General features: G+C 70.0%; 17 protein-coding genes and 1 riboswitch. Of the genes, 7 read left to right on the top strand and 10 right to left on the bottom strand.

The features are described 5' to 3' along the window. Positions 1-17 precede the first annotated feature (17 nt). Positions 18-1049 carry a phosphatidylinositol-specific phospholipase C domain-containing protein gene (locus tag ACF09J_RS22455; RefSeq protein ID WP_392307214.1) on the bottom strand — a complete coding sequence of 344 codons (1032 nt, stop codon included), beginning with the start codon at positions 1047-1049 and terminating at the stop codon, positions 18-20. Positions 1050-1230: 181 nt separating this feature from the next. Between ACF09J_RS22455 and ACF09J_RS22460 the strand changes: the two genes are divergently transcribed. After that, the gene (locus ACF09J_RS22460; RefSeq protein ID WP_392307215.1) at positions 1231-2340 is read left to right on the top strand and encodes an SPFH domain-containing protein; all 1110 of its coding nucleotides are present in this window, start codon (positions 1231-1233) and stop codon (positions 2338-2340) included. Positions 2341-2359: 19 nt separating this feature from the next. Beyond that, positions 2360-3460 (top strand): hypothetical protein, encoded by a 1101-nt coding sequence (locus ACF09J_RS22465; RefSeq protein WP_392307216.1) that lies wholly within the window; start codon positions 2360-2362, stop codon positions 3458-3460. A gap of 30 nt (positions 3461-3490) precedes the next feature. On the opposite strand, the gene ACF09J_RS22470 is transcribed toward ACF09J_RS22465, so the two are convergent. From ACF09J_RS22470 to gcvT, 9 genes are all read right to left on the bottom strand, one after another. Then, a complete protein-coding gene (locus ACF09J_RS22470; protein WP_392307217.1) occupies positions 3491-4060 on the bottom strand; it encodes a hypothetical protein in 570 nt (189 codons plus the stop codon). Between the two features lie 96 nt (positions 4061-4156). Further along, on the bottom strand, positions 4157-4294 hold the full coding sequence (locus ACF09J_RS22475) for a hypothetical protein (RefSeq protein WP_392307218.1): 138 nt from the start codon (positions 4292-4294) through the stop codon (positions 4157-4159). A 279-nt stretch (positions 4295-4573) separates the two neighbouring features. Beyond that, positions 4574-5014 carry a helix-turn-helix transcriptional regulator gene (locus tag ACF09J_RS22480; protein WP_392307219.1) on the bottom strand — a complete coding sequence of 147 codons (441 nt, stop codon included), beginning with the start codon at positions 5012-5014 and terminating at the stop codon, positions 4574-4576. A gap of 14 nt (positions 5015-5028) precedes the next feature. Beyond that, positions 5029-6537, bottom strand: coding sequence for a hypothetical protein (locus ACF09J_RS22485; protein WP_392307220.1), 1509 nt, complete (start codon positions 6535-6537; stop codon positions 5029-5031). Beyond that, positions 6518-7000 (bottom strand): radical SAM protein, encoded by a 483-nt coding sequence (locus tag ACF09J_RS22490; RefSeq protein WP_392307221.1) that lies wholly within the window; start codon positions 6998-7000, stop codon positions 6518-6520. Before ACF09J_RS22490 ends, ACF09J_RS22485 begins: the two co-directional genes overlap by 20 nt. Positions 7001-7045: 45 nt before the next feature. Further along, a complete protein-coding gene (locus ACF09J_RS22495; protein WP_392307222.1) occupies positions 7046-8413 on the bottom strand; it encodes an L-serine ammonia-lyase in 1368 nt (455 codons plus the stop codon). Between the two features lie 101 nt (positions 8414-8514). Beyond that, positions 8515-9777, bottom strand: coding sequence for a serine hydroxymethyltransferase (gene glyA, locus ACF09J_RS22500; RefSeq protein ID WP_392307223.1), 1263 nt, complete (start codon positions 9775-9777; stop codon positions 8515-8517). Positions 9778-9794: 17 nt separating this feature from the next. Then, positions 9795-10172, bottom strand: coding sequence for a glycine cleavage system protein GcvH (gene gcvH / locus ACF09J_RS22505; protein WP_392307224.1), 378 nt, complete (start codon positions 10170-10172; stop codon positions 9795-9797). Positions 10173-10299: 127 nt separating this feature from the next. Next, positions 10300-11427 carry a glycine cleavage system aminomethyltransferase GcvT gene (gene gcvT, locus ACF09J_RS22510; RefSeq protein ID WP_392307225.1) on the bottom strand — a complete coding sequence of 376 codons (1128 nt, stop codon included), beginning with the start codon at positions 11425-11427 and terminating at the stop codon, positions 10300-10302. 157 nt (positions 11428-11584) lie between these two features. Then, positions 11585-11681, bottom strand: a riboswitch (glycine riboswitch). 146 nt (positions 11682-11827) lie between these two features. On the opposite strand from gcvT, the gene ACF09J_RS22515 reads away from it, so the two are divergent. The 5 genes from ACF09J_RS22515 (at position 11828) to ACF09J_RS22535 (ending at position 18357) form a co-directional block, all read left to right on the top strand. Then, entirely contained in the window at positions 11828-12493 is a 666-nt protein-coding gene (locus ACF09J_RS22515) for an AAA family ATPase (protein ID WP_392307428.1), read from the top strand. 509 nt (positions 12494-13002) lie between these two features. Then, positions 13003-13794 (top strand): enhanced serine sensitivity protein SseB, encoded by a 792-nt coding sequence (locus tag ACF09J_RS22520; RefSeq protein ID WP_392307226.1) that lies wholly within the window; start codon positions 13003-13005, stop codon positions 13792-13794. 195 nt (positions 13795-13989) lie between these two features. Then, on the top strand, positions 13990-14769 hold the full coding sequence (locus ACF09J_RS22525; RefSeq protein WP_392307227.1) for an enhanced serine sensitivity protein SseB C-terminal domain-containing protein: 780 nt from the start codon (positions 13990-13992) through the stop codon (positions 14767-14769). Positions 14770-15553: 784 nt separating this feature from the next. Beyond that, entirely contained in the window at positions 15554-16552 is a 999-nt protein-coding gene (locus ACF09J_RS22530; RefSeq protein WP_392307228.1) for an ABC transporter permease, read from the top strand. Positions 16553-16587: 35 nt separating this feature from the next. After that, positions 16588-18357, top strand: coding sequence for an ABC transporter substrate-binding protein (locus tag ACF09J_RS22535; RefSeq protein WP_392307229.1), 1770 nt, complete (start codon positions 16588-16590; stop codon positions 18355-18357). Positions 18358-18408 lie beyond the last annotated feature (51 nt).

Raw genomic sequence — 18408 nt, forward strand, 5'->3', positions numbered from 1 at the left:
TTCAGGGTGTTCGAACATCAGCCCCGGGGGACCACCGAACCCAGTACGGCGGCCGACTTGGCCGACCAGTCCGAGGTGATCAGGCTGGCGTGCTGCCCGGCCAGGAGGGACAGGCGAGCGGCCACCTCCGCGTCCGTGGGGTTGGTCGAGGAGATCGCCGGGGCGACCTGGGCCGCGTCCGTCGTGATCAGGATGTAGTGGTTCCGGGAGTAGAAGGACGTGTCGTAGTTCTTGGTGGCGTAGGTCGCCGCGTCGCCGTCGAAGAACACGAACCAGGGGCGGATCGAGGCGTCGTAGCGGCTCGCGCGCGGGTCGCCGGCGGCGGCGCCGAGGACGGCGGGGAAGGCCTGGGCGGAGGCGATGTTCCCGGCCGCGTACAGGTCGCGCAGGTGGTCGCCGTACTCCTGGTCGGTCCAGTAGTGGTCGAAGGGGTTGGCCTGTTCCACCGTGCCGGGGATCAGCTCGAAGAGGACCTTGCCGGTCAGGGCGTCTCGGGACGGCCAGGCGTCGGCCCTGGCGGCCGCGTCCAGCGACGCGTGCTTCCCGCCCAGCAGGTCGGACGGCTTGTAGACCAGGTCGCCGAGCTTCTGCCGCACCAGGGTGTCGAACGCGGCGGGCCCGAGTCCGAGGGTGTTGTTGAAGCCGTTCTTCATCTCCATCTTGAAGACGATGGGCCGGTGGTCGGGGTGGAGCTGGTGCCAGGCGGCGATGTTGTCCAGGCAGCTCCCGAGGTCCTGGTCGCGGCTCTTGCCGTACAGCTCGCCGGGGGCCTTCGCGGCCTCGCAGTTGTTGTCGTTGCCTAGCGGATTGCTGTGGCTGACCCGCCAGCGCCGGGTCAGCGGATCGGTGTAGACGTCGATCTCGAGCAGCGAGGCCCCGGAGTCCAGGGCCTGCGCGAAGTAGGTGTACTTGGCCTTCTCGTACGCGTTGTGCGTACCGATCGCCGTCGTCCCGGCGAACGTCGGCTCCGCCGCGCGGGCGTTGCCCGGGACCGCCGTCAGGAGCGCGACCGCACCCAGTAAGGCCGCCAGTCTTCTTGTCCCGCCCATGGCCAACTCCCTTTGCTCGTAGTTGAGTTGAGCGGAAGCGTAGGGAAGGGCGGTTACCGTTCGGTAGCCCCCGGGGGAACAGGTTCGATCAGGTGCCGGATCCCCGGGCGGGCGCCGATTGCTATCGTGCGGACGCGAAGTGAGCCGAAAGCAGAGGAAACGGGGGCGGGCCGTGGGACTGATGGACCGTATACGCGGTGAGTTCATCGACATCATCGAGTGGACCGACGACAGCCGCGACACCATCGTCTGGCGCTTCCCGCGCTACGAGAACGAGATCAAGATGGGCGCGAAGCTCGTCGTCCGCGAGTCGCAGACGGCGGTCTTCGTCAACGAGGGGCAGATCGCCGACGTCTTCACGCCCGGCACCTACACCCTGGAGACGGAGAACCTGCCGGTGCTCTCCACCCTGAAGGGCTGGAAGTACGGCTTCCACTCGCCCTTCAAGGCCGAGGTCTACTTCGTCACCACCCGCCAGTTCACCGACCTCAAGTGGGGCACCCAGAACCCCGTCATCGTCCGCGACCCCGAGTTCGGCATGGTCCGGCTGCGGGCCTTCGGCGCCTTCGCCGCCCGGGTCGTGGACGCCGCCGCGCTGCTGCGCGAACTGGCGGGCACCGACCCGCAGTTCCGCACCGAGGAGGTGCAGGAGTACCTGCGGCAGCTCGTCGTCGGGCGGCTGGCGACCGTCCTGGCCACGGCCGGGGTGCCGATGCTGGACCTGGCCACCCGTCAGGACGGCCTCGGCACCAAGCTGGCGGCCGCCCTCACCGAGGAACTGGCCCCGGTCGGCATCGCCGTGCCCAAGTTCATCATCGAGAACATCTCGCTGCCGCCCGAGGTCGAGGCCGCCGTCGACGCCCGCTCCCGGATGGGGATCGTGGGCAACCTCGACCAGTACACCCAGCTCCAGGCGGCCGACGCGATCGGCGACGCCGCACGCAACCCCGGCGCCGCCGGCGAGGGCGTCGGACTGGGCGTCGGCATGGCCCTGGGCCGGCGCATGGCGGAGGGACTCACCCCGCAGCAGGCCGCCGCCGCCCCGGCCCCCGCCTCGGCCCCGGCCGCCCCGCCGCCGCTGCCCCAGCAGCAGTGGTTCGTCGGCGTCGGCGGCGCCCAGCAGGGCCCCTACGACACCGCCGCGCTGACCGGCCTGATCAGCGCCGGCACCCTCACCCGGACCACCCTGGTCTGGCAGAACGGCATGTCCGGCTGGCTCCCCGCCGAACAGGTCCCTGAGGTCGAACGCCTCTTCGGCAGCGTCCCGCCGCCGCTGCCGCCCCAGGCCTGAGCGGACGGGGACGACGACCATGACCGAGGACCAGGCCACCGCCGCCTCCGCCCGCTCGTACCCGTGCCAGGCCTGCGGCGCCACCGTGGAGTACGCCCCGGGCACCGACGCGCTGCGCTGCCCCTACTGCGGGCACCAGCAGGCCATCGTGCCCGTCCCGCGCGCGGTCCGGGAGCACCCCATCCAGGAGCTGGCGGCCCTGCCCGCCAAGCCCCTGGCCGGACCCGGCTCCGTGAACACCTTCGTCTGCCCCGGCTGCGGGGCCCGCACCGAGAGCGACACGCTCTCCGTGCGCTGCCAGTTCTGCGCCACGCCCCTGGTGGCCGACGCGGGCGCCACCGAGCGGGTCGTCCCCGAGGCCGTCGTGCCCTTCGGCCTCGACCGCGACGGGGCTCGGGAGGCGCTGCGCACCTGGACGTCCTCGCGCTGGTTCGCCCCCAAGGACCTGAAGAAGGTCACCGAGGCGGAGTCCTTCAAGGGCAGCTACCTGCCGCACTGGACGTACGACGCGGCCACCGTCTCCGACTACCGGGGCCGGCGCGGCGAGTACTACTACGAGACCGTGACGCGCACCGTCACGGAGAACGGCGAGACCCGCACCGTGACCGAGCAGGTGCGGCACACCCGCTGGTACCCGGCCTCCGGAACGGTGTCGCGGGACTTCGACGACGTCCTGGTGCCCGGCACCGGCCATGTCAGCGCCAAGCAGCTCGACAAGCTCACGCCCTGGCCGCTGGAGGAGGCCCGGCCCTACCAGGAGGAGTACCTGGCGGGCTTCCAGACGGTGCGCTACGACATCGAGCCCGAGTCCGGCCTGGAGACGGCCAAGCAGCGGATGGCCGAGGTCATCGAGGGCGACTGCCGCAGCGACATCGGCGGCGACGAGCAGCGGGTCGAGTCGGTCGACACCCACTACTCCGACGTCACCTTCAAACTGATGCTGCTGCCGGTGTGGTTCCTGACCTACCTGCACGCCGGGCGGACCTGGCAGGTCACGGTGAACGCCCGCACCGGCGAGGTGGTCGGCGAGCGCCCGTACAGCACCGGCAAGATCGTCGCCGCCTCGCTCGCAGCGCTCGCGGTGATCGCGCTGGCCGTCTGGCTGATCGCCAGAAGGTAGCGGCCGCACGACGGCACGGGCCGGACCTCGTCAGCACTCGATGATGTTCAGGGACTTCTCAGGGACAATCCGCGACCGGTCCCGCTCCAGCCAGGTGTCCATGATCGCGAGGCCTCGCTGACCGGCTCCCGGCATGAAGTGAGCATAGTGGGTGAGCGTGGTGGTGGACGAGGAGTGCCCCAGCCATGAGGAGACGCTCACGAGGGACTCGCCCGCCTCGAGCTGCACGCTGGCGTAGGTGTGGCGCAGGACTTGGAACATGTCCTCGCGGCGCGCGGAGTAAAGCTTGACCCTCCAGCTCCGGTCGTTCCAGGTCCGGTAGTAGATCCGGTTGCCGTGCGAGGTCGTCAGCACCAGCCGCACGGTTACGGGCTTGCGCTGCCGGGCCTCCAAGGCGTTGGCCGGGGGCTCCGGAGCACGCCACGGCAACGTGCACGGGGTGGGCGGGTAGCGCCGGCAGTGCTCGCCCAGACCGAAGGCCTCTCCTTGGCGTAGCCCGAGCCCGAGACCGAGGTCGACTGCCAGCCGGTAACGGTCCTGGAGGTGAAGCCGAACAGCGTCGACGATCGGGCGGGTCCACGCCTTGGCCTTCTTGTCCAAGGCCCGCGGAGGCTTGATGCTTCGGTGCGCCTTGGTCGGGTTTCGCAGCAGCCGCTGGTCGTCGACCGCGTTGCCGGGGATCGCCGAGAGATGCCGCTAGATCACCTCGGCCGTCGAGCTCTCGACAAGGGTCAGCAGCGAGGCCGTGAAGGACCGCAGCCCCGAGGCGTCTATCTCACGAAGGGGAAGGTCCCCGAGGAGCGGGATGATGTGGTTCCGGATGCGGCTGGCCATCGGGCCCTGGGTCGAGGGCTCGTCGGTGCGGCTGGGCCACCAGTGGTCGATGATGTAGTCGGCGAGCGATATCTCACCGTCCCGCGGGTCGACGACCGTTCGTTCGACACCAGCGAGGACGCGAAGCAGTGGCTGGCCACGGCGAAGACCACACCGGCCATTCGGTGGTTCTCCGTGCTGTGGTGTGTTGTGGGTCGGTTGGTGGCAACGCTCGTAGCGGCCGGGGCTTATCCAGGCCGCGGACGGTCTTTTCCTGGTCTTTTCGAAAGGGCGCTGGTGCTACCAGAGGGACCTGGCGCGGCGTTGAGGCTTGCACGCAAGGGGGTTGAGGGCGGGGTTCGACCGGGAGTCGGCCTGCTCCTGGGCTCGTACCCACGCGTCAAGGGCGGAGACGCGGTACATCACGCGACGTCCCATGCGAAAGCTGGGAGGGCCCTGACGGCGATGGCGCCAGACGTAAAGGGCGTTGGGGGAGAGGCCGAGATGGTCGGCGGCCTTCGGGAGGGTCAGGAAGGCGGTCTCGAGGGGGCCAGTGGAGTGCTGCATCCGTTGAATTCCTGCCGTAGCTGAGGCGTTGACAGGAACAGAATCCACAGAAAGAGCGATTTGGGCGTGCCGGACCTCTCTGGTAACACGAGAGCCCGCCCGGAGGAGGCCAGGATCATGAGGCGCGTCCGTCGGAGGTCGAGCGTCGGCCTGGACCGGAGATTTTGAGGACATTCATGAGTGTCGGGTCACGCGCAAGTAGCCTTGCCGCTCTTGGTCGGCTCCAGCCACGCCTTGTTGGCGGGAAGTTTTACCGGTTCGTGCGCGATCGGGTCCCACAGCACGATAGTGCTGCCTGCGACGTTGATGAGCAGGTAGGGACGATCCGGGTTCAGCGCGGGGCCCTCACCAGGGATGTTCCCGAGCTCGGCGGTCGTCCGTACGCACGTCCAGGAAGGTTCGACGCCGAAGTACGCCGGCGATTTCGTGCCGCGTTCGGCAGCGGCCTTGGTGCGTTCGACAGCCTGGCTGGTCGAGTCCAGGGCTATTCCGGCCGTGGCGGCCAAAAGGGCAACGAAGATGAGGGCATTCAGAACGACGTTCGTGCGCTCGCCGGGCGCTGCGTAGAAGTGGTGGCGGTGCCGGGCGATGCCCCACCAGGCAGGGACGATCAACACGTAGGCCAGCATCGATACGAGCTTCAGCGAGGCGATGAACTGCCAGAGTGGCGGGACGTCGAGATCGTCGACGCTCAGGTCCAGCCCGTCGGCGTACAGGGCGTGGAGCACCGATCCCGCTGCCACGAAACTCGAGATCAGCAGCGTGGTGACGAGGGGGACAGCCCATCCGACCCATTCACCCCACGTCCACTGCCGTACCAGGAGCCAAAGTCCCGCGACCACCCCGAGAACGAGCACGGTGTAGGACATCGTGGAGGGCGTCCAGGCTTCGCTGCCGAGAAGTCCGCGCCCGGCAGCCGTCAAGAAGCCGGACGCCAGGAGGACCAGTACCGCGCCCATTGCCTTGCCGTCGGGGAAGAGCCGCCAACCGGCGTGTGCTGCTCTCACAGCGCCGGTAAGCGCGACCAGGGCCCAGAACCACAGACTTGCCGGTACTGCATGGGCTGCCAAGGCGAGGGCCACAGCCGGCATAAAAGCCCACACGACGGCATGAAGGGCCCGGCGGTTGCCTTCCTCCTCCGGCCAGCGGCGCACCGGGTCCTTCCACATGCCGTCCAAGGGACGGACGGCGACTCTTGAACCGGCCGTCGGGTTTCCGGTACGTGCCAAGCGCAGGGCTTGTCGTGCGGGGCCGGTTATGAGGCCACCGACGTCGTAGGCGCCGCGAGCCATGGCCCAGTTGGCGACGTACCGGCGCCAAGGCGAGTCGAGGGCGCGTCGTCTGGCCTGAGCGTCGATGATGCGCCAACGGGAGCGTGTCTCCCGGTCCCGATGCAGGCGTTCGGCACGTAAGACGTAGGCTTCCAGCCCTGCGGCCTGCGCCACCTTGCGGATTCGATCGGCCGCACCTCGGTCACATCCCTTGGCGATACCGAAGAGGCGCACTTCGATCTCGTAGACCCGGGAGTCGGGAGACGGGTCAACGGCATTCCCCAGCGGTCCTTGACCAGAGGGGTGTTCGCCGCGGATGGGCCAGCCTTGCTGAAGAAACCGCTCCTTGGCCTCCTCCCAGTCCTGCTGACCACCGCGGACTTCGACGAAGGCCCGCACCCGCTGGTCATAGCGTGCCTGCCCCATCGGCCGCTCCCTTGCATGGCACCTTGTTCGGCTCCCGCCGGATCTGTTGTCTCCGACGGGTTCGGAGTGTATGGGCTGTCTGTGACATCGCGCGTGGGGAGCCGGGAGCCGTTGCCAGAGGCGACTCTTCAGCGTAGGTATCATCAACCGTGATCGCCCTCGACAGGGACCTGGGGCAGCGGTCCTCCTCGGTCTCTTCGGGGAGATCGTGGATCCAACTGGTCAGCTGGATGATCCCGGCCGCGGAGAGGAGCCGGCAGCCGTCGATCGTGTCCTGCACCGTCGCGTTCTTGGTCATGAGCTTGAGCATGCGGTCGGAGCCGGACTCGCAGCCGACGAAGATCGCGCTGAAGCCGACGTCACGAAGCCGCTCCAGCTCGATGTGTCGGGCGAGTTGGACGATGTCCGGCAGCCGGGACCCCAGGGACTGAGGGGCTTTCCATCGCGTAAGCAGGGAAGGCACCGACAGCACTGAAAGAAGCAAACGCGCTGGTCAGTGCCCGCTCCCTCAGCACTCGATGATGTTCACCGCGAGCCCGCCCCGGGCCGTCTCCTTGTACTTCACCGACATGTCCGCGCCGGTCTCCTTCATGGTCTTGATGACCTTGTCGAGGGAGACCTTGTGGGAGCCGTCGCCGCGCATGGCCATACGGGCGGCGGTGACGGCCTTGACCGCGGCCATGCCGTTGCGTTCGATGCAGGGGATCTGGACCAGACCGCCCACCGGGTCGCAGGTGAGGCCGAGGTTGTGCTCCATGCCGATCTCGGCGGCGTTCTCGACCTGCTCGGGGGTGCCGCCCAGGACCTCGGCGAGGGCGCCCGCCGCCATCGAGCAGGCGGAGCCGACCTCGCCCTGGCAGCCGACCTCGGCGCCGGAGATGGAGGCGTTCTCCTTGAAGAGCATGCCGATCGCGCCGGCGGCGAGCAGGAAGCGGACCACGCCGTCCTCGTCCGCGCCGGGGATGAAGTTGATGTAGTAGTGCAGGACCGCCGGGATGATGCCGGCCGCGCCGTTGGTCGGGGCGGTGACCACCCGGCCGCCGGCCGCGTTCTCCTCGTTCACCGCCATTGCGTAGAGGGTGATCCACTCCATCGCGCGGGCCGTCGCGTCGCCCTCGGCGCGGAGCTGGCGGGCGGTGACGGCGGCGCGGCGGCGCACCTTCAGACCGCCCGGCAGGATGCCCTCGCGGGACAGGCCGCGTCCCACGCACGCCTGCATCACCCGCCAGATCTCCAGCAGGCCCTCGCGGATCTCCTCCTCGGTGCGCCAGGCCCGCTCGTTCTCCAGCATCAGCGAGGAGATCGACAGGCCCGTCTCCTTCGTCAGGCGCAGCAGCTCGTCGCCCGAGCGGAAGGGGTACTTCAGCACCGTGTCGTCCAGCTTGATGCGGTCCGCGCCCACCGCCTCCTCGTCCACGACGAAGCCGCCGCCGACCGAGTAGTACGTCTTGGCCAGCAGCTCGGCGCCGGAGGCGTCGTACGCCCACAGGGTCATGCCGTTGGCGTGGTAGGGGAGCGCCTTGCGGCGGTGCAGGACCATGTCGTCGTCGTAGGAGAACGCGATCTCGTGCTTGCCGAGCAGGCTCAGCCGGCCGGAGGTCCGGATCGTCTCGACCCGCTCGTCGGCCGTCTCCACGTCCACCGTGCGCGGCGAGGCGCCCTCGAGGCCGAGCAGCACCGCCTTCGGCGTGCCGTGGCCGTGGCCCGTCGCCCCGAGGGAGCCGTACAGCTCGGCGCGGACCGACGCGGCCCGCTCCAGCAGGTCCTCGTTGCGCAGCCGGCGGGCGAACATGCGGGCCGCCCGCATCGGGCCGACCGTGTGGGAGCTCGACGGGCCTATGCCGATCGAGAACAGGTCGAAGACCGAGATGGCCACGGTGACTCCTCAAGACGGGGTGGTGCTGGGGGTGCGAGGGGCGGGGCGCCGCGCACGGGCCGGGTTCTCCGGCCCGCACGCGGCACTCCTCGGAACGGGACTTACTTGTTCAGACCCGGGTACAGCGGGTGCTTGTCGGCCAGGGCGCGCACCCTGGCCTTGAGGGCCTCGGCGTCGTAGGACGGCTTCAGCGCCTCGGCGATCACGTCCGCGACCTCGGTGAAGTCCTCGGTCGTGAAACCGCGGGTGGCCAGGGCCGGCGTGCCGATCCTGAGGCCCGAGGTGACCATCGGCGGGCGCGGGTCGTTCGGGATCGCGTTGCGGTTGACGGTGATCCCGAGCTCGTGCAGGCGGTCCTCGGCCTGCTGGCCGTCCAGCTCGGAGTCGCGCAGGTCCACCAGGACCAGGTGCACGTCCGTGCCGCCGGACAGGACGTCCACGCCGACCGCCCGGACGTCGCCTTGGACCAGGCGCTCGGCCAGGATGCGGGCGCCGTCCAGGGTACGACGCTGGCGCTCGCGGAACTCCTCGCTCGCGGCGACCTTGAAGGACACCGCCTTGGCGGCGATTACGTGCTCCAGCGGGCCGCCCTGCTGACCGGGGAACACCGCGGAGTTGATCTTCTTGGCCAGCTCGGCGGTGGACAGGATGACACCGCCGCGCGGGCCGCCCAGCGTCTTGTGGGTGGTGGTGGTGACCACGTGGGCGTGCGGCACCGGGTTCGGGTGCAGGCCCGCGGCCACCAGGCCGGCGAAGTGCGCCATGTCGACCATGAGGTACGCGCCGACCTCGTCCGCGATCCGGCGGAACGCGGCGAAGTCGAGCTGCCGCGGGTAGGCGGACCAGCCGGCCACGATCAGCTTCGGCTTGGACTCCTTCGCCAGGCGCTCCACCTCGGCCATGTCGACGCGGCCGTCCTCGCCCACGTGGTAGGCGACGACGTCGTAGAGCTTGCCGGAGAAGTTGATCTTCATGCCGTGGGTCAGGTGCCCGCCGTGGGCGAGGTTCAGACCCATGATCGTGTCGCCGGGCTTGAGCAGCGCGAACATCGCGGCCGCGTTCGCCTGCGCGCCGGAGTGCGGCTGCACGTTGGCGTGCTCGGCGCCGAACAGCTCCTTGATGCGGTCGATGGCGATCTGCTCGACCACGTCGACGTGCTCGCAGCCGCCGTAGTAGCGGCGGCCGGGGTAGCCCTCGGCGTACTTGTTGGTGAGGACCGAGCCCTGCGCCTCCATGACCGCCACCGGGGCGAAGTTCTCGGAGGCGATCATCTCCAGCGTGGACTGCTGGCGGTGCAGCTCGGCGTCGACCGCGGCGGCCACGTCCGGGTCGAGCTCGTGCAGGGGAGTGTTGAGAACAGTCATGTGCGTGTGTCCGATTCTCAGCCGGCCGTCTCGGCGGCGTACTCGTCGGCAGTGAGCAGGTCGGCGGGCTCCTCGGCCAGGCGCACCTTGAACAGCCAGCCGCCCTCGAAGGGCGCGGAGTTCACCAGCGACGGGTCGCTCACCACGTCCTCGTTGATCTCGGTGACCTCACCGCTGACGGGGGAGTACAGGTCGGACACCGACTTCGTCGACTCCAGCTCGCCGCAGGTCTCGCCCGCGGCCACCGTGTCGCCGACCTCCGGGAGCTGGGCGTAGACGACATCGCCGAGCGCGTTGGCCGCGAACTCCGTGATGCCGATCGTCGCCACGCCGTCCTCGACGGGCGACAGCCACTCGTGCTCCTTGCTGTAGCGCAGATTCTGAGGGTTGTTCATGGCCAGAATTCTCCTGTACGCGGGTCAATGGTGATGAATGGGGAGGGCGAAAGGCGCGCGCGGCCAGGGGTGACGTGCCTCACGTCGCCCCCGTGACGGCTACGACGGTGTCACGCGCGCCGCTTTGTCACTTCTGCCGCTTGTAGAAGGGCAGCGCCACGACCTCGTACGGCTCGTGGTTGCCCCGGATGTCCACACCGACACCGGCCGTGCCGGGAGCGGCGTGCGCGGCGTCGACGTACGCCATGGCGATCGGCTTGCCCAGGGTGGGGGAGGGGGCGCCGGAGGTGACCTCGCCGATCACCTCGCCGCCAGCGACGACCGCGTACCCGGCGCGCGGGACGCGGCGGCCCTCGGCGACCAGGCCGACGAGCACCCGGGGCGGTTCGGCGGCGGCGCGCTCGGCGGCGGCCAGCAGGGCCTCGCGGCCCACGAAGTCGCCCTCCTTCTCGAACTTGACCACCCGGCCGAGGCCCGCGTCGAAGGGGGTCAGCGAGGTCGACAGCTCATGCCCGTACAGCGGCATGCCCGCCTCCAGGCGCAGCGTGTCCCGGCAGGACAGACCGCAGGGGACGAGACCCGCGTCCGCGCCGGCCTCGGTCAGCGCCTGCCACAGCTTCTCCGCGTCGCCCGGGGCCACGAACAGCTCGAAGCCGTCCTCGCCGGTGTAGCCGGTGCGCGCGATCAGGGCGGGGACGCCGGCGACCGTGCCGGGGAGGCCGGCGTAGTACTTCAGGCCGTCCAGGTCGGCGTCGGTGAGGGACTTCAGGATGCCGGCGGACTCGGGGCCCTGCACGGCCAGCAGCGCGTAGTTGTCCCGGTCGTCGCGGACCTCGGCGTCGAAGCCGGCCGCCCGCTCGGTGAGCGCGTCGAGCACCACCTGGGCGTTGGAGGCGTTGGCGACGACCATGTACTCGGTCTCGCCGAGCCGGTAGACGATCAGGTCGTCCAGGATGCCGCCGTCGGCCTGGCAGATCATGGTGTAGCGGGCCCGGCCGAGACCGACCGTGGCGATATTGCCGACCAGGGCGTGGTTCAGCAGCGCGACGGCCTGCGGGCCGGTGACGGTGATCTCGCCCATGTGGGACAGGTCGAAGAGGCCGGCCTTCGTCCGCACGGCGATGTGCTCGTCGCGCTCCGAGCCGTAGCGCAGCGGCATGTCCCAGCCGGCGAAGTCGGTCATCGTCGCGCCGAGCGAGCGGTGCAGCGCGTCGAGCGCGGTGCGGCGGGGTCGGTCGGGTTCGGTACTGCTCATCGGACGGTCTCCCAGGCATGACAGGCGAGGACGGATCGTGTCCTCCCCATCTGTCATCGGAACCTGAGAGGTTCGCCATGACCGCCGTCGGACGGACGGACCACGGCTTGCACCTTGGGTGGAGCCACTGCGCCAGCGGCCCGCTTTTCAGATGTGCCTCGCCCGCGCGGTAACGGTGCCTGAGAGATTCAAGGGAGGTACTTGCTCCTTCGGCGCCCCAGCGAGACGGCTGGGGACTCTCCCGCGCGGATTCAAGCGGCCGATATGCAGTTGCGCGCACATCATTGCACGCCCGGCCCGCTTCGCGGCAGGTCGGCATCCGTGACCGACCTGTGGCAGTACGTGCACGGAAACGCGGCGCTCGCACATTACCTTCTCTTTACGTTCGCTGGGAGGAATGATGACGACGCGCAGGACGGCCTTATCCGTGACGGCCTTGTCCACGACAGCCGTGACCGCGACGCCGGCGCACGCGATGGCCGAGGCCTCCGCGCCCCTGGTCCGCGACCTGCGGGACCGGTCCGGCCGTGGCCCGCGGACGCTGCGCTTCGGCCCGCGCGACCTCGTCGTGGTCACGGGCCTGCCCGGCAGCGGCAAGTCCACGCTGATGCGGCGCGCGGTGCACGGCGTCCGCGTCGACTCCCAGGACACCCGCGACCGCTGGGACGCCCGCCTGGCCGCGCACCTCCCCTACGCGCTGTACCGCCCCCTGGTCCGCCTCGCCCACTTCGCGACGCTCCGGCGCGCGCTGCGCTGCGGGGCGGCGCTCGTGGTCCACGACTGCGGCACCCAGCGCTGGGTACGCGCCTGGCTCGCCCGCGCCGCCCGCCGCCGCGGCGCCACCCTGCACCTGGTCCTGCTGGACGTCACCCCCGCCATCGCCCTGACCGGCCAGCTCGCCCGGGGCCGCGCCGTCTCCCGCCACGCCTTCCGCCGCCACCGCCGCACCACGACCGACCTGCTCCGCACCCTCGAACGAGACACCCTCCCCAGCGGCTGCGGCTCGGCGACCCTCCTGGACCGCACCGCGGCGACACACCTGCACCACATCGAGTTCGGCCCCTGAGGGCGGCCCGCCGCGCCGCCCGGAGCACGAAAGCCGCGAACGGCACCGCACGCCGGCCACCGACCCGGCCCACGGCGCCGGCCACCGGGCAGGGGCCGCCCGCGGACGCCGCGGCGTGTGCACGTACCGCGCCGCTGTCCGCGCCCGCCGAGCCCGGGGCTCGTCCGCCGATGCTGCGGCGTGGTGCACGCACCGCCCCGCTGCCCGCCCGCCGGGTGTGTTCCGGCTTGCCCCCGCTGTCCGCCCGCCGGGCCTGGGGGCCCGCCCGCCGACGCCGCGGCGTGGTGCGCGCACCGCCCCGCTGTCCGCGCCCGCCGGGCGTGTTCCGGCTTGCCCCCGCGCGACCGCCCGGCGCACCGGACCCGTACCGGCGCCGTGCGTGCCGTGCCGGCCACCGGGACGGTGACGGTACTCGCCGGGTAGGGGCGGGCCTGGGAGTTTTCGTGAGGTTCGGGCGCGTACCCGATAGCCTTTCGGCCACAGCAGTGGTTCACAGCAGGCGGTAGCAGATGGACTTCCCGGCGGACTTCTCCGCAGACCTTCCGGCACAGGCGCACTCCCATCCGCACGGCGGATGGCCCGGCAACGAGCTGGAGGAGGTGCTGTCCGCCTCCCTCGGCGTACCGTCCGCCGGCGGCCGGATCGTCGAGGTGCTCGGCCGCAGCTTCCTCTGGGTGCCCCTGCCCAACGGCGGCGGCCCGCGCAGCGGCCCGCTCGACCTGCCCACGCTGGACATCGACGGCCAGGCGTACGTGCCGGTCTTCAGCTCCGAGGAGCAGTTCCGCCAGGTCGTGGGCCCGCACATGGCGTACACCGTCGCGCCCGCCCTCGAGTTCGCGCGCGGACTGCCCCCGCAGGCCGGCATCGCGCTCAACCCGGACGGCGTGGTCGGCGTCCCGCTGCCGCCGGCCGCCGTGGCCGAACTGTGCCGGGCGGGGCACACCCCGCTGGACGGCCCGTCGGGCGGCGGCCGCGTCCGCCTCTTCGAACCGGACTGGCAGGACGACCCGGTGGACTTCCTCGCCGCCGCCGGCGCCGAGTTCGCCGCGACCGGCGTGGTCAGCACCGCCCGCCGCTGCCTGGCCGTCGTCGAGACGGACGAGCCGGTCATGTTCATAGGCGTCGAACTGTCCCAGTGGGACGGCGACCCGCAGGCCGGCCCCCTGGACGCCCTGGGCCGCGCCCTGGCGGGGAACCCGGCCAAGTGGCCGGTCAACCTGGTCCTCCTGGACGTGGCCCAGGATCCCGTGGCGGACTGGATGAGGGAGAACGTCCGCCCCTTCTACCAGCACGCCCACTGAGTCCGGCCGGGGACGCGGGAAGCGCACACGATCCGCGGTCGGCGGCGCACGGCGAGTCCCCGGCCGCCGGACGGCGGCTTAAGCTAGCCCTGCCGTCACTTTCCGCCTGCCCGCCGGGCGGACGGCGGGAAGGTGACGACAGGACCCGGACCCACGGCTCGGTCGAAACGTCGGTTGTATGGAGGGGCGGTACAAGTGAGCGCCAGCGGCACCACGGCCGGACAGGTCGAGCAGACGCTGCGCCAGGTGACGCCCGGGCGTTACGACGCCTACGAGGCGCTGCTGCGCGCCCTGGCGACCCCGTCCTCCGGCCAGGTCTGGATGCTGCTGTGGCACGGCCAGGCCGGCTCCCCCGACGCCCAGTACGGCCACATGGAGGTCGACGGGCACGGCTACGCGCCCTGCGTGACCTCCGCCCAGGAGCTGTCGGCCAGCGGCTGGAACCGTTCGTACGAGGTCGTGGACGGTCTCGACGTGGCCCGCACCCTCTACCCCGACCACTACGGCCTCTGGCTGAACCCGCACGCCCCGGGCGGCGGCGTCGGCATCCCCTGGCTGGACCTGCGCCGCATCGCCACCGGCCTGGACCGCCAGCCCGCGGGCCCGCTCTCCCTGTCCGAACCCGCCGTCGAGGCAGCGAAGTTCTACGCGCTGCTCACGCAGAACGCCCAACGCACCCCGGCCCTGCGCTCGTTGCGGCGCGCCTGGGTGCAGCCCGCGTTCGGGGCGCCGTACCTCGCCATCGGCCTCGACGTGTACGACACCTCGCCGCCGGCCGTCGACTCGGTGCGGATGATGATGCAGCAGTCCATCGGCGCCGTCCCCGACGGGCTGCCGGTGTCGACGGTCGCGATGTCCGACGAGTACGACCCGGTCGCGATGTGGCTGCGCGCCAACTCCCGCCCGTTCTACGACCGCGAGAGCCAAGCACCCCCGGCGGCCGGGTACCCCCGCCCCGACCAGTGGGCCTACTGAGCGCGTTCGTCATCCAGCGGTTCGGACGGAAACGCGCACCCGATCCCGGTCGCCGGCGCCGCCCCTGACACGGGCGCTTTCCTGGACCGAGTGGATGTATCGCGCCATGCTGACCGCGCCGAGCGGTCAGGGCGCCGGGCGTCGGCGGGACACCGGCGCCGGGTCCCCGCCCGTGGCCGCCACGCCCCGCCGGGACCCTCTCCCGAAGCGCCGGGAAGTCCGGTTGCCGGGGCGACCGGACTTCCGTGTCGAGACGCTGGTGAGGACCGCTGCGTCGCGCCGGGACGGGCCGGGGTGCGCCGTGCCGGAACGTCCGTTCACCGGTGCCGGAGCTCCCGCCGAGCGGGTCGTGCCCCCGGTGCGGGAAAGGCCGTCCGCAAGGCTCTGAGCAGGGCGTATCCGGTCCGCGGGTACCGGACGAGAAAGCGCTGTTCGTCTGGTTTGTGATCTCCGCAGGGGGGCCAAGTCGTGCCGTGATCCGGCCAGTTGGGTGGAGCGGAGCACGTTCGAGAGGCGCTACCCTGTGTCCGGATAACGGAAACCCCCAACCCGCATCACGTTTGCGCATCCATTCACGGTCAGCCCTGGCGAGTGATCGCCGGCCCGTTGAAGACTCGCCTCGCGGATGCAGGGCCTTCGATCCTGTGATCGAACCATTCGGGGGATCCGCCGGACAGTCGTGCCGCATCCGTCTGCCGCCATCGCGCAGCAGGCAATCGAACCAAAGCCGTCCACAGCGGCGGGGAAAAGGCCGGTCACCACCGGCGAGAGGGGTCAGGTCACTGTGACCGCACCGATCGAGACCACCGGGGCGGCAGCCGAGACGCAGCCGGAGGCTGTGCTCGCTGGTGCCGGCAAGGGGCGGATCGAGGGCCGTTCCCTCGGACAGATCGCCTGGACCCGGTTCAAGAAGGACAAGGTCGCGGTCACCGGTGGCGTCATCGTGCTCCTGCTGATCCTGCTCGCGATCCTCTCGCGTCCCATCCAGGCCGTGTTCGGGCTCGACCCGAACGCGTTCAACCAGGATCTGATCGACCCCAACACCTCGCTGCCCAACGGCGCCTGGGGCGGCATGAGCGCGGACCACCCGCTGGGCGTGGACCCGAAGTTCGGCCGTGACATCGCCACCCGCATCCTCGAGGGATCCTGGGTGTCGCTGGTCGTCGCGTTCGGCGCGACGATCCTGTCCAACGTCATCGGGGCGATCATGGGCGTCGTGGCCGGCTACTACGGCGGGCGCGTCGACACGATCATCAGCCGTCTGATGGACACCTTCCTCGCCTTCCCGCTGCTGCTGTTCGCGATCGCCATCTCCGCCACCCTGCAGGGCGGCGCGTTCGGCCTCACCGGGCTGCCGCTGCACCTCAGCGTGCTGATCTTCATCATCGGCTTCTTCAACTGGCCCTACCTGGGCCGGATCGTCCGCGGCCAGACGCTCGCCCTGCGCGAGCGCGAGTTCGTGGACGCCTCCCGGGGCATGGGCGCCCGGGGCCCGTACATCCTGTTCCGGGAACTGATGCCCAACCTGGTCGGTCCGATCATCGTCTACTCGACGCTCCTGATCCCGACCAACATCCTCTTCGAGGCCTCCCTCAGCTTCCTCGGCGTCGGCATCCAGCCCCCGCAGGCCTCCTGGGGCGGCATGCTCCGGGAAGCGGTCACGTTCTACGAGGTCGACCCTCAGTACATGATCGTGCCCGGGCTCGCCATCTTCGTGACCGTCCTGGCGTTCAACCTGCTCGGCGACGGTCTCCGCGACGCTCTCGACCCGCGCAGCCGCTGACTACAGCTGCCGAGAGCCCAACAAGTTTCCGAACAATGGAGGGGAACCCGCCCATCATGCGAAGGTCAGCGCTGGCCGCGGTTGCGGCCATCGGCTCTGTCAGCCTGCTTGTCGCAGGTTGCAGCAAGGCCGATGACAACAAGAACGACAACGGCACCAAATCGGCTGGGGCCGACGCCGCGACCAAGGGGGTCGTCAACGCCTCCAGCAAGAAGGGCGGCACCCTCACCTACGAGATGTCCGACGTCCCGGACTCCTTCGACCCGGGCAACACGTACTACGCGTACATGTACAACCTCAGCCGGCTGTGGGCCCGCCCGCTGATGACCTTCAAGCCCGGCGCCGGCACCGAGGGCAACACCCTCGTCCCGGACCTGGCCGAGGGCAAGGGCACCCCGAGCGACGGCGGCAAGACCTGGACGTACAAGATCCGTTCGGGTCTGAAGTACCAGGACGGCACGCCGATCACCACGAAGGACGTCAAGTACGCCGTCGAGCGGTCGAACTTCGCGCGTGACGTGCTCTCGCTCGGCCCCAACTACTTCCAGCAGCTCCTCAAGGGCGGCGACAAGTACAAGGGCCCCTACAAGGACAAGAGCGCCAAGGGCCTGTCCTCCATCGAGACGCCGGACGACACCACCATCGTCTTCCACCTGAAGCAGGCCTTCCAGGAGTTCGACTACCTGGTCGCCGCCCCGGAGACCGCTCCGGTGCCTCAGGACAAGGACAAGGGCGTCGACTACGTCAAGAACATCGTGTCCTCGGGCTCGTACAAGTTCGAGAGCTACTCCGAGGGCAAGCAGGTCGTCCTCGTGCGCAACGAGAACTGGGACGCGAAGACGGACTCGCTGCGCACGCAGCTTCCGGACAAGATCGTCGTCAACATGAAGGTCAACCCGGAGACGATCGACAAGGACGTCCTCGCGGGCGACGCGATCGACCTCGTCGGCACGGGTGTCCAGGCCTCGACCCAGGCGCAGCTCCTCAGCGACCCGAAGAAGCGGGCCAACACGGACAACACCTTCGGTGGCCGCCTGGTCTACATGGCGATCAACACCAAGGTCGCGCCGTTCGACAACGTCGAGTGCCGCAAGGCCGTGCAGTACGCGATCGACAAGGCCTCGGTGCAGACCGCCGAGGGCGGCCCGATCCGCGGTGAGATCGCCTCCACCGTCCTGCCGCCGGACATCACCGGCTACGAGAAGTCGGACGTCTACGCGACCGCGGACAACAAGGGCGACGTGGCCAAGGCCAAGGAGCACCTGAAGGCCTGCGGCAAGACGTCGATCACGACGAACATCTCGGCCCGCTCCGACCGCCAGCAGGAGATCGACGCCGCCACGGCGATCATCAACTCGCTGCAGAAGGTCGGCATCAAGGCCACCCTCAAGCAGTACCCGTCGGGCAAGTACTTCACCGACTACGCGGGTGTCCCGAAGGTCACGAAGAAGCAGAACATCGGTCTGATGATGATGCAGTGGGGTGCCGACTGGCCCTCGGGCTACGGCTTCCTGCAGCAGATCCTGAACGGCGAGGCCATCAGCCAGTCCGGTAACACCAACCTGTCGCAGTACGACAGCAAGGAAGTCAACGGCCTGCTCTCCAAGGCGATCGCGACGCAGGACGACGCCGCGCGCAACGCCCTGTACGCGCAGATCGACAAGAAGACCATGGACGACGCCGTGATCGTCCCGCTGACCTACTTCAAGGTCCTGTTGGCCCGCCCGCAGAACGCCACGAACCTGGTTTCCTCGGCGGCCTGGAGCGGTCAGTACGACTACCTCAACATCGGCACCACGAAGTAGCAGCCCCGGAAGGCAGGTGAAGGCATTGGTGCCCGCGGGCTTTACAGCCCG

This window comes from Streptomyces sp. NPDC014889 (genome assembly GCF_043081205.1).
Classification (GTDB): Bacteria; Actinomycetota; Actinomycetes; order Streptomycetales; family Streptomycetaceae; genus Streptomyces.

Bases quoted from the DNA above. Each gene is read 5' to 3' on its own strand.
- ACF09J_RS22455 (WP_392307214.1), bottom strand. From the start codon at position 1,049: ATGGGCGGGACAAGAAGACTGGCGGCCTTACTGGGTGCGGTCGCGCTC.
- ACF09J_RS22460 (WP_392307215.1), top strand. From the start codon at position 1,231: ATGGACCGTATACGCGGTGAGTTCATCGACATCATCGAGTGGACCGAC.
- ACF09J_RS22465 (WP_392307216.1), top strand. From the start codon at position 2,360: ATGACCGAGGACCAGGCCACCGCCGCCTCCGCCCGCTCGTACCCGTGC.
- ACF09J_RS22475 (WP_392307218.1), bottom strand. From the start codon at position 4,294: ATGGCCAGCCGCATCCGGAACCACATCATCCCGCTCCTCGGGGACCTT.
- ACF09J_RS22480 (WP_392307219.1), bottom strand. From the start codon at position 5,014: ATGTCCTCAAAATCTCCGGTCCAGGCCGACGCTCGACCTCCGACGGAC.
- ACF09J_RS22485 (WP_392307220.1), bottom strand. From the start codon at position 6,537: ATGGGGCAGGCACGCTATGACCAGCGGGTGCGGGCCTTCGTCGAAGTC.
- glyA (WP_392307223.1), bottom strand. From the start codon at position 9,777: ATGACTGTTCTCAACACTCCCCTGCACGAGCTCGACCCGGACGTGGCC.
- gcvH (WP_392307224.1), bottom strand. From the start codon at position 10,172: ATGAACAACCCTCAGAATCTGCGCTACAGCAAGGAGCACGAGTGGCTG.
- gcvT (WP_392307225.1), bottom strand. From the start codon at position 11,427: ATGAGCAGTACCGAACCCGACCGACCCCGCCGCACCGCGCTCGACGCG.
- ACF09J_RS22515 (WP_392307428.1), top strand. From the start codon at position 11,828: ATGACGACGCGCAGGACGGCCTTATCCGTGACGGCCTTGTCCACGACA.
- ACF09J_RS22520 (WP_392307226.1), top strand. From the start codon at position 13,003: ATGGACTTCCCGGCGGACTTCTCCGCAGACCTTCCGGCACAGGCGCAC.
- ACF09J_RS22535 (WP_392307229.1), top strand. From the start codon at position 16,588: ATGGAGGGGAACCCGCCCATCATGCGAAGGTCAGCGCTGGCCGCGGTT.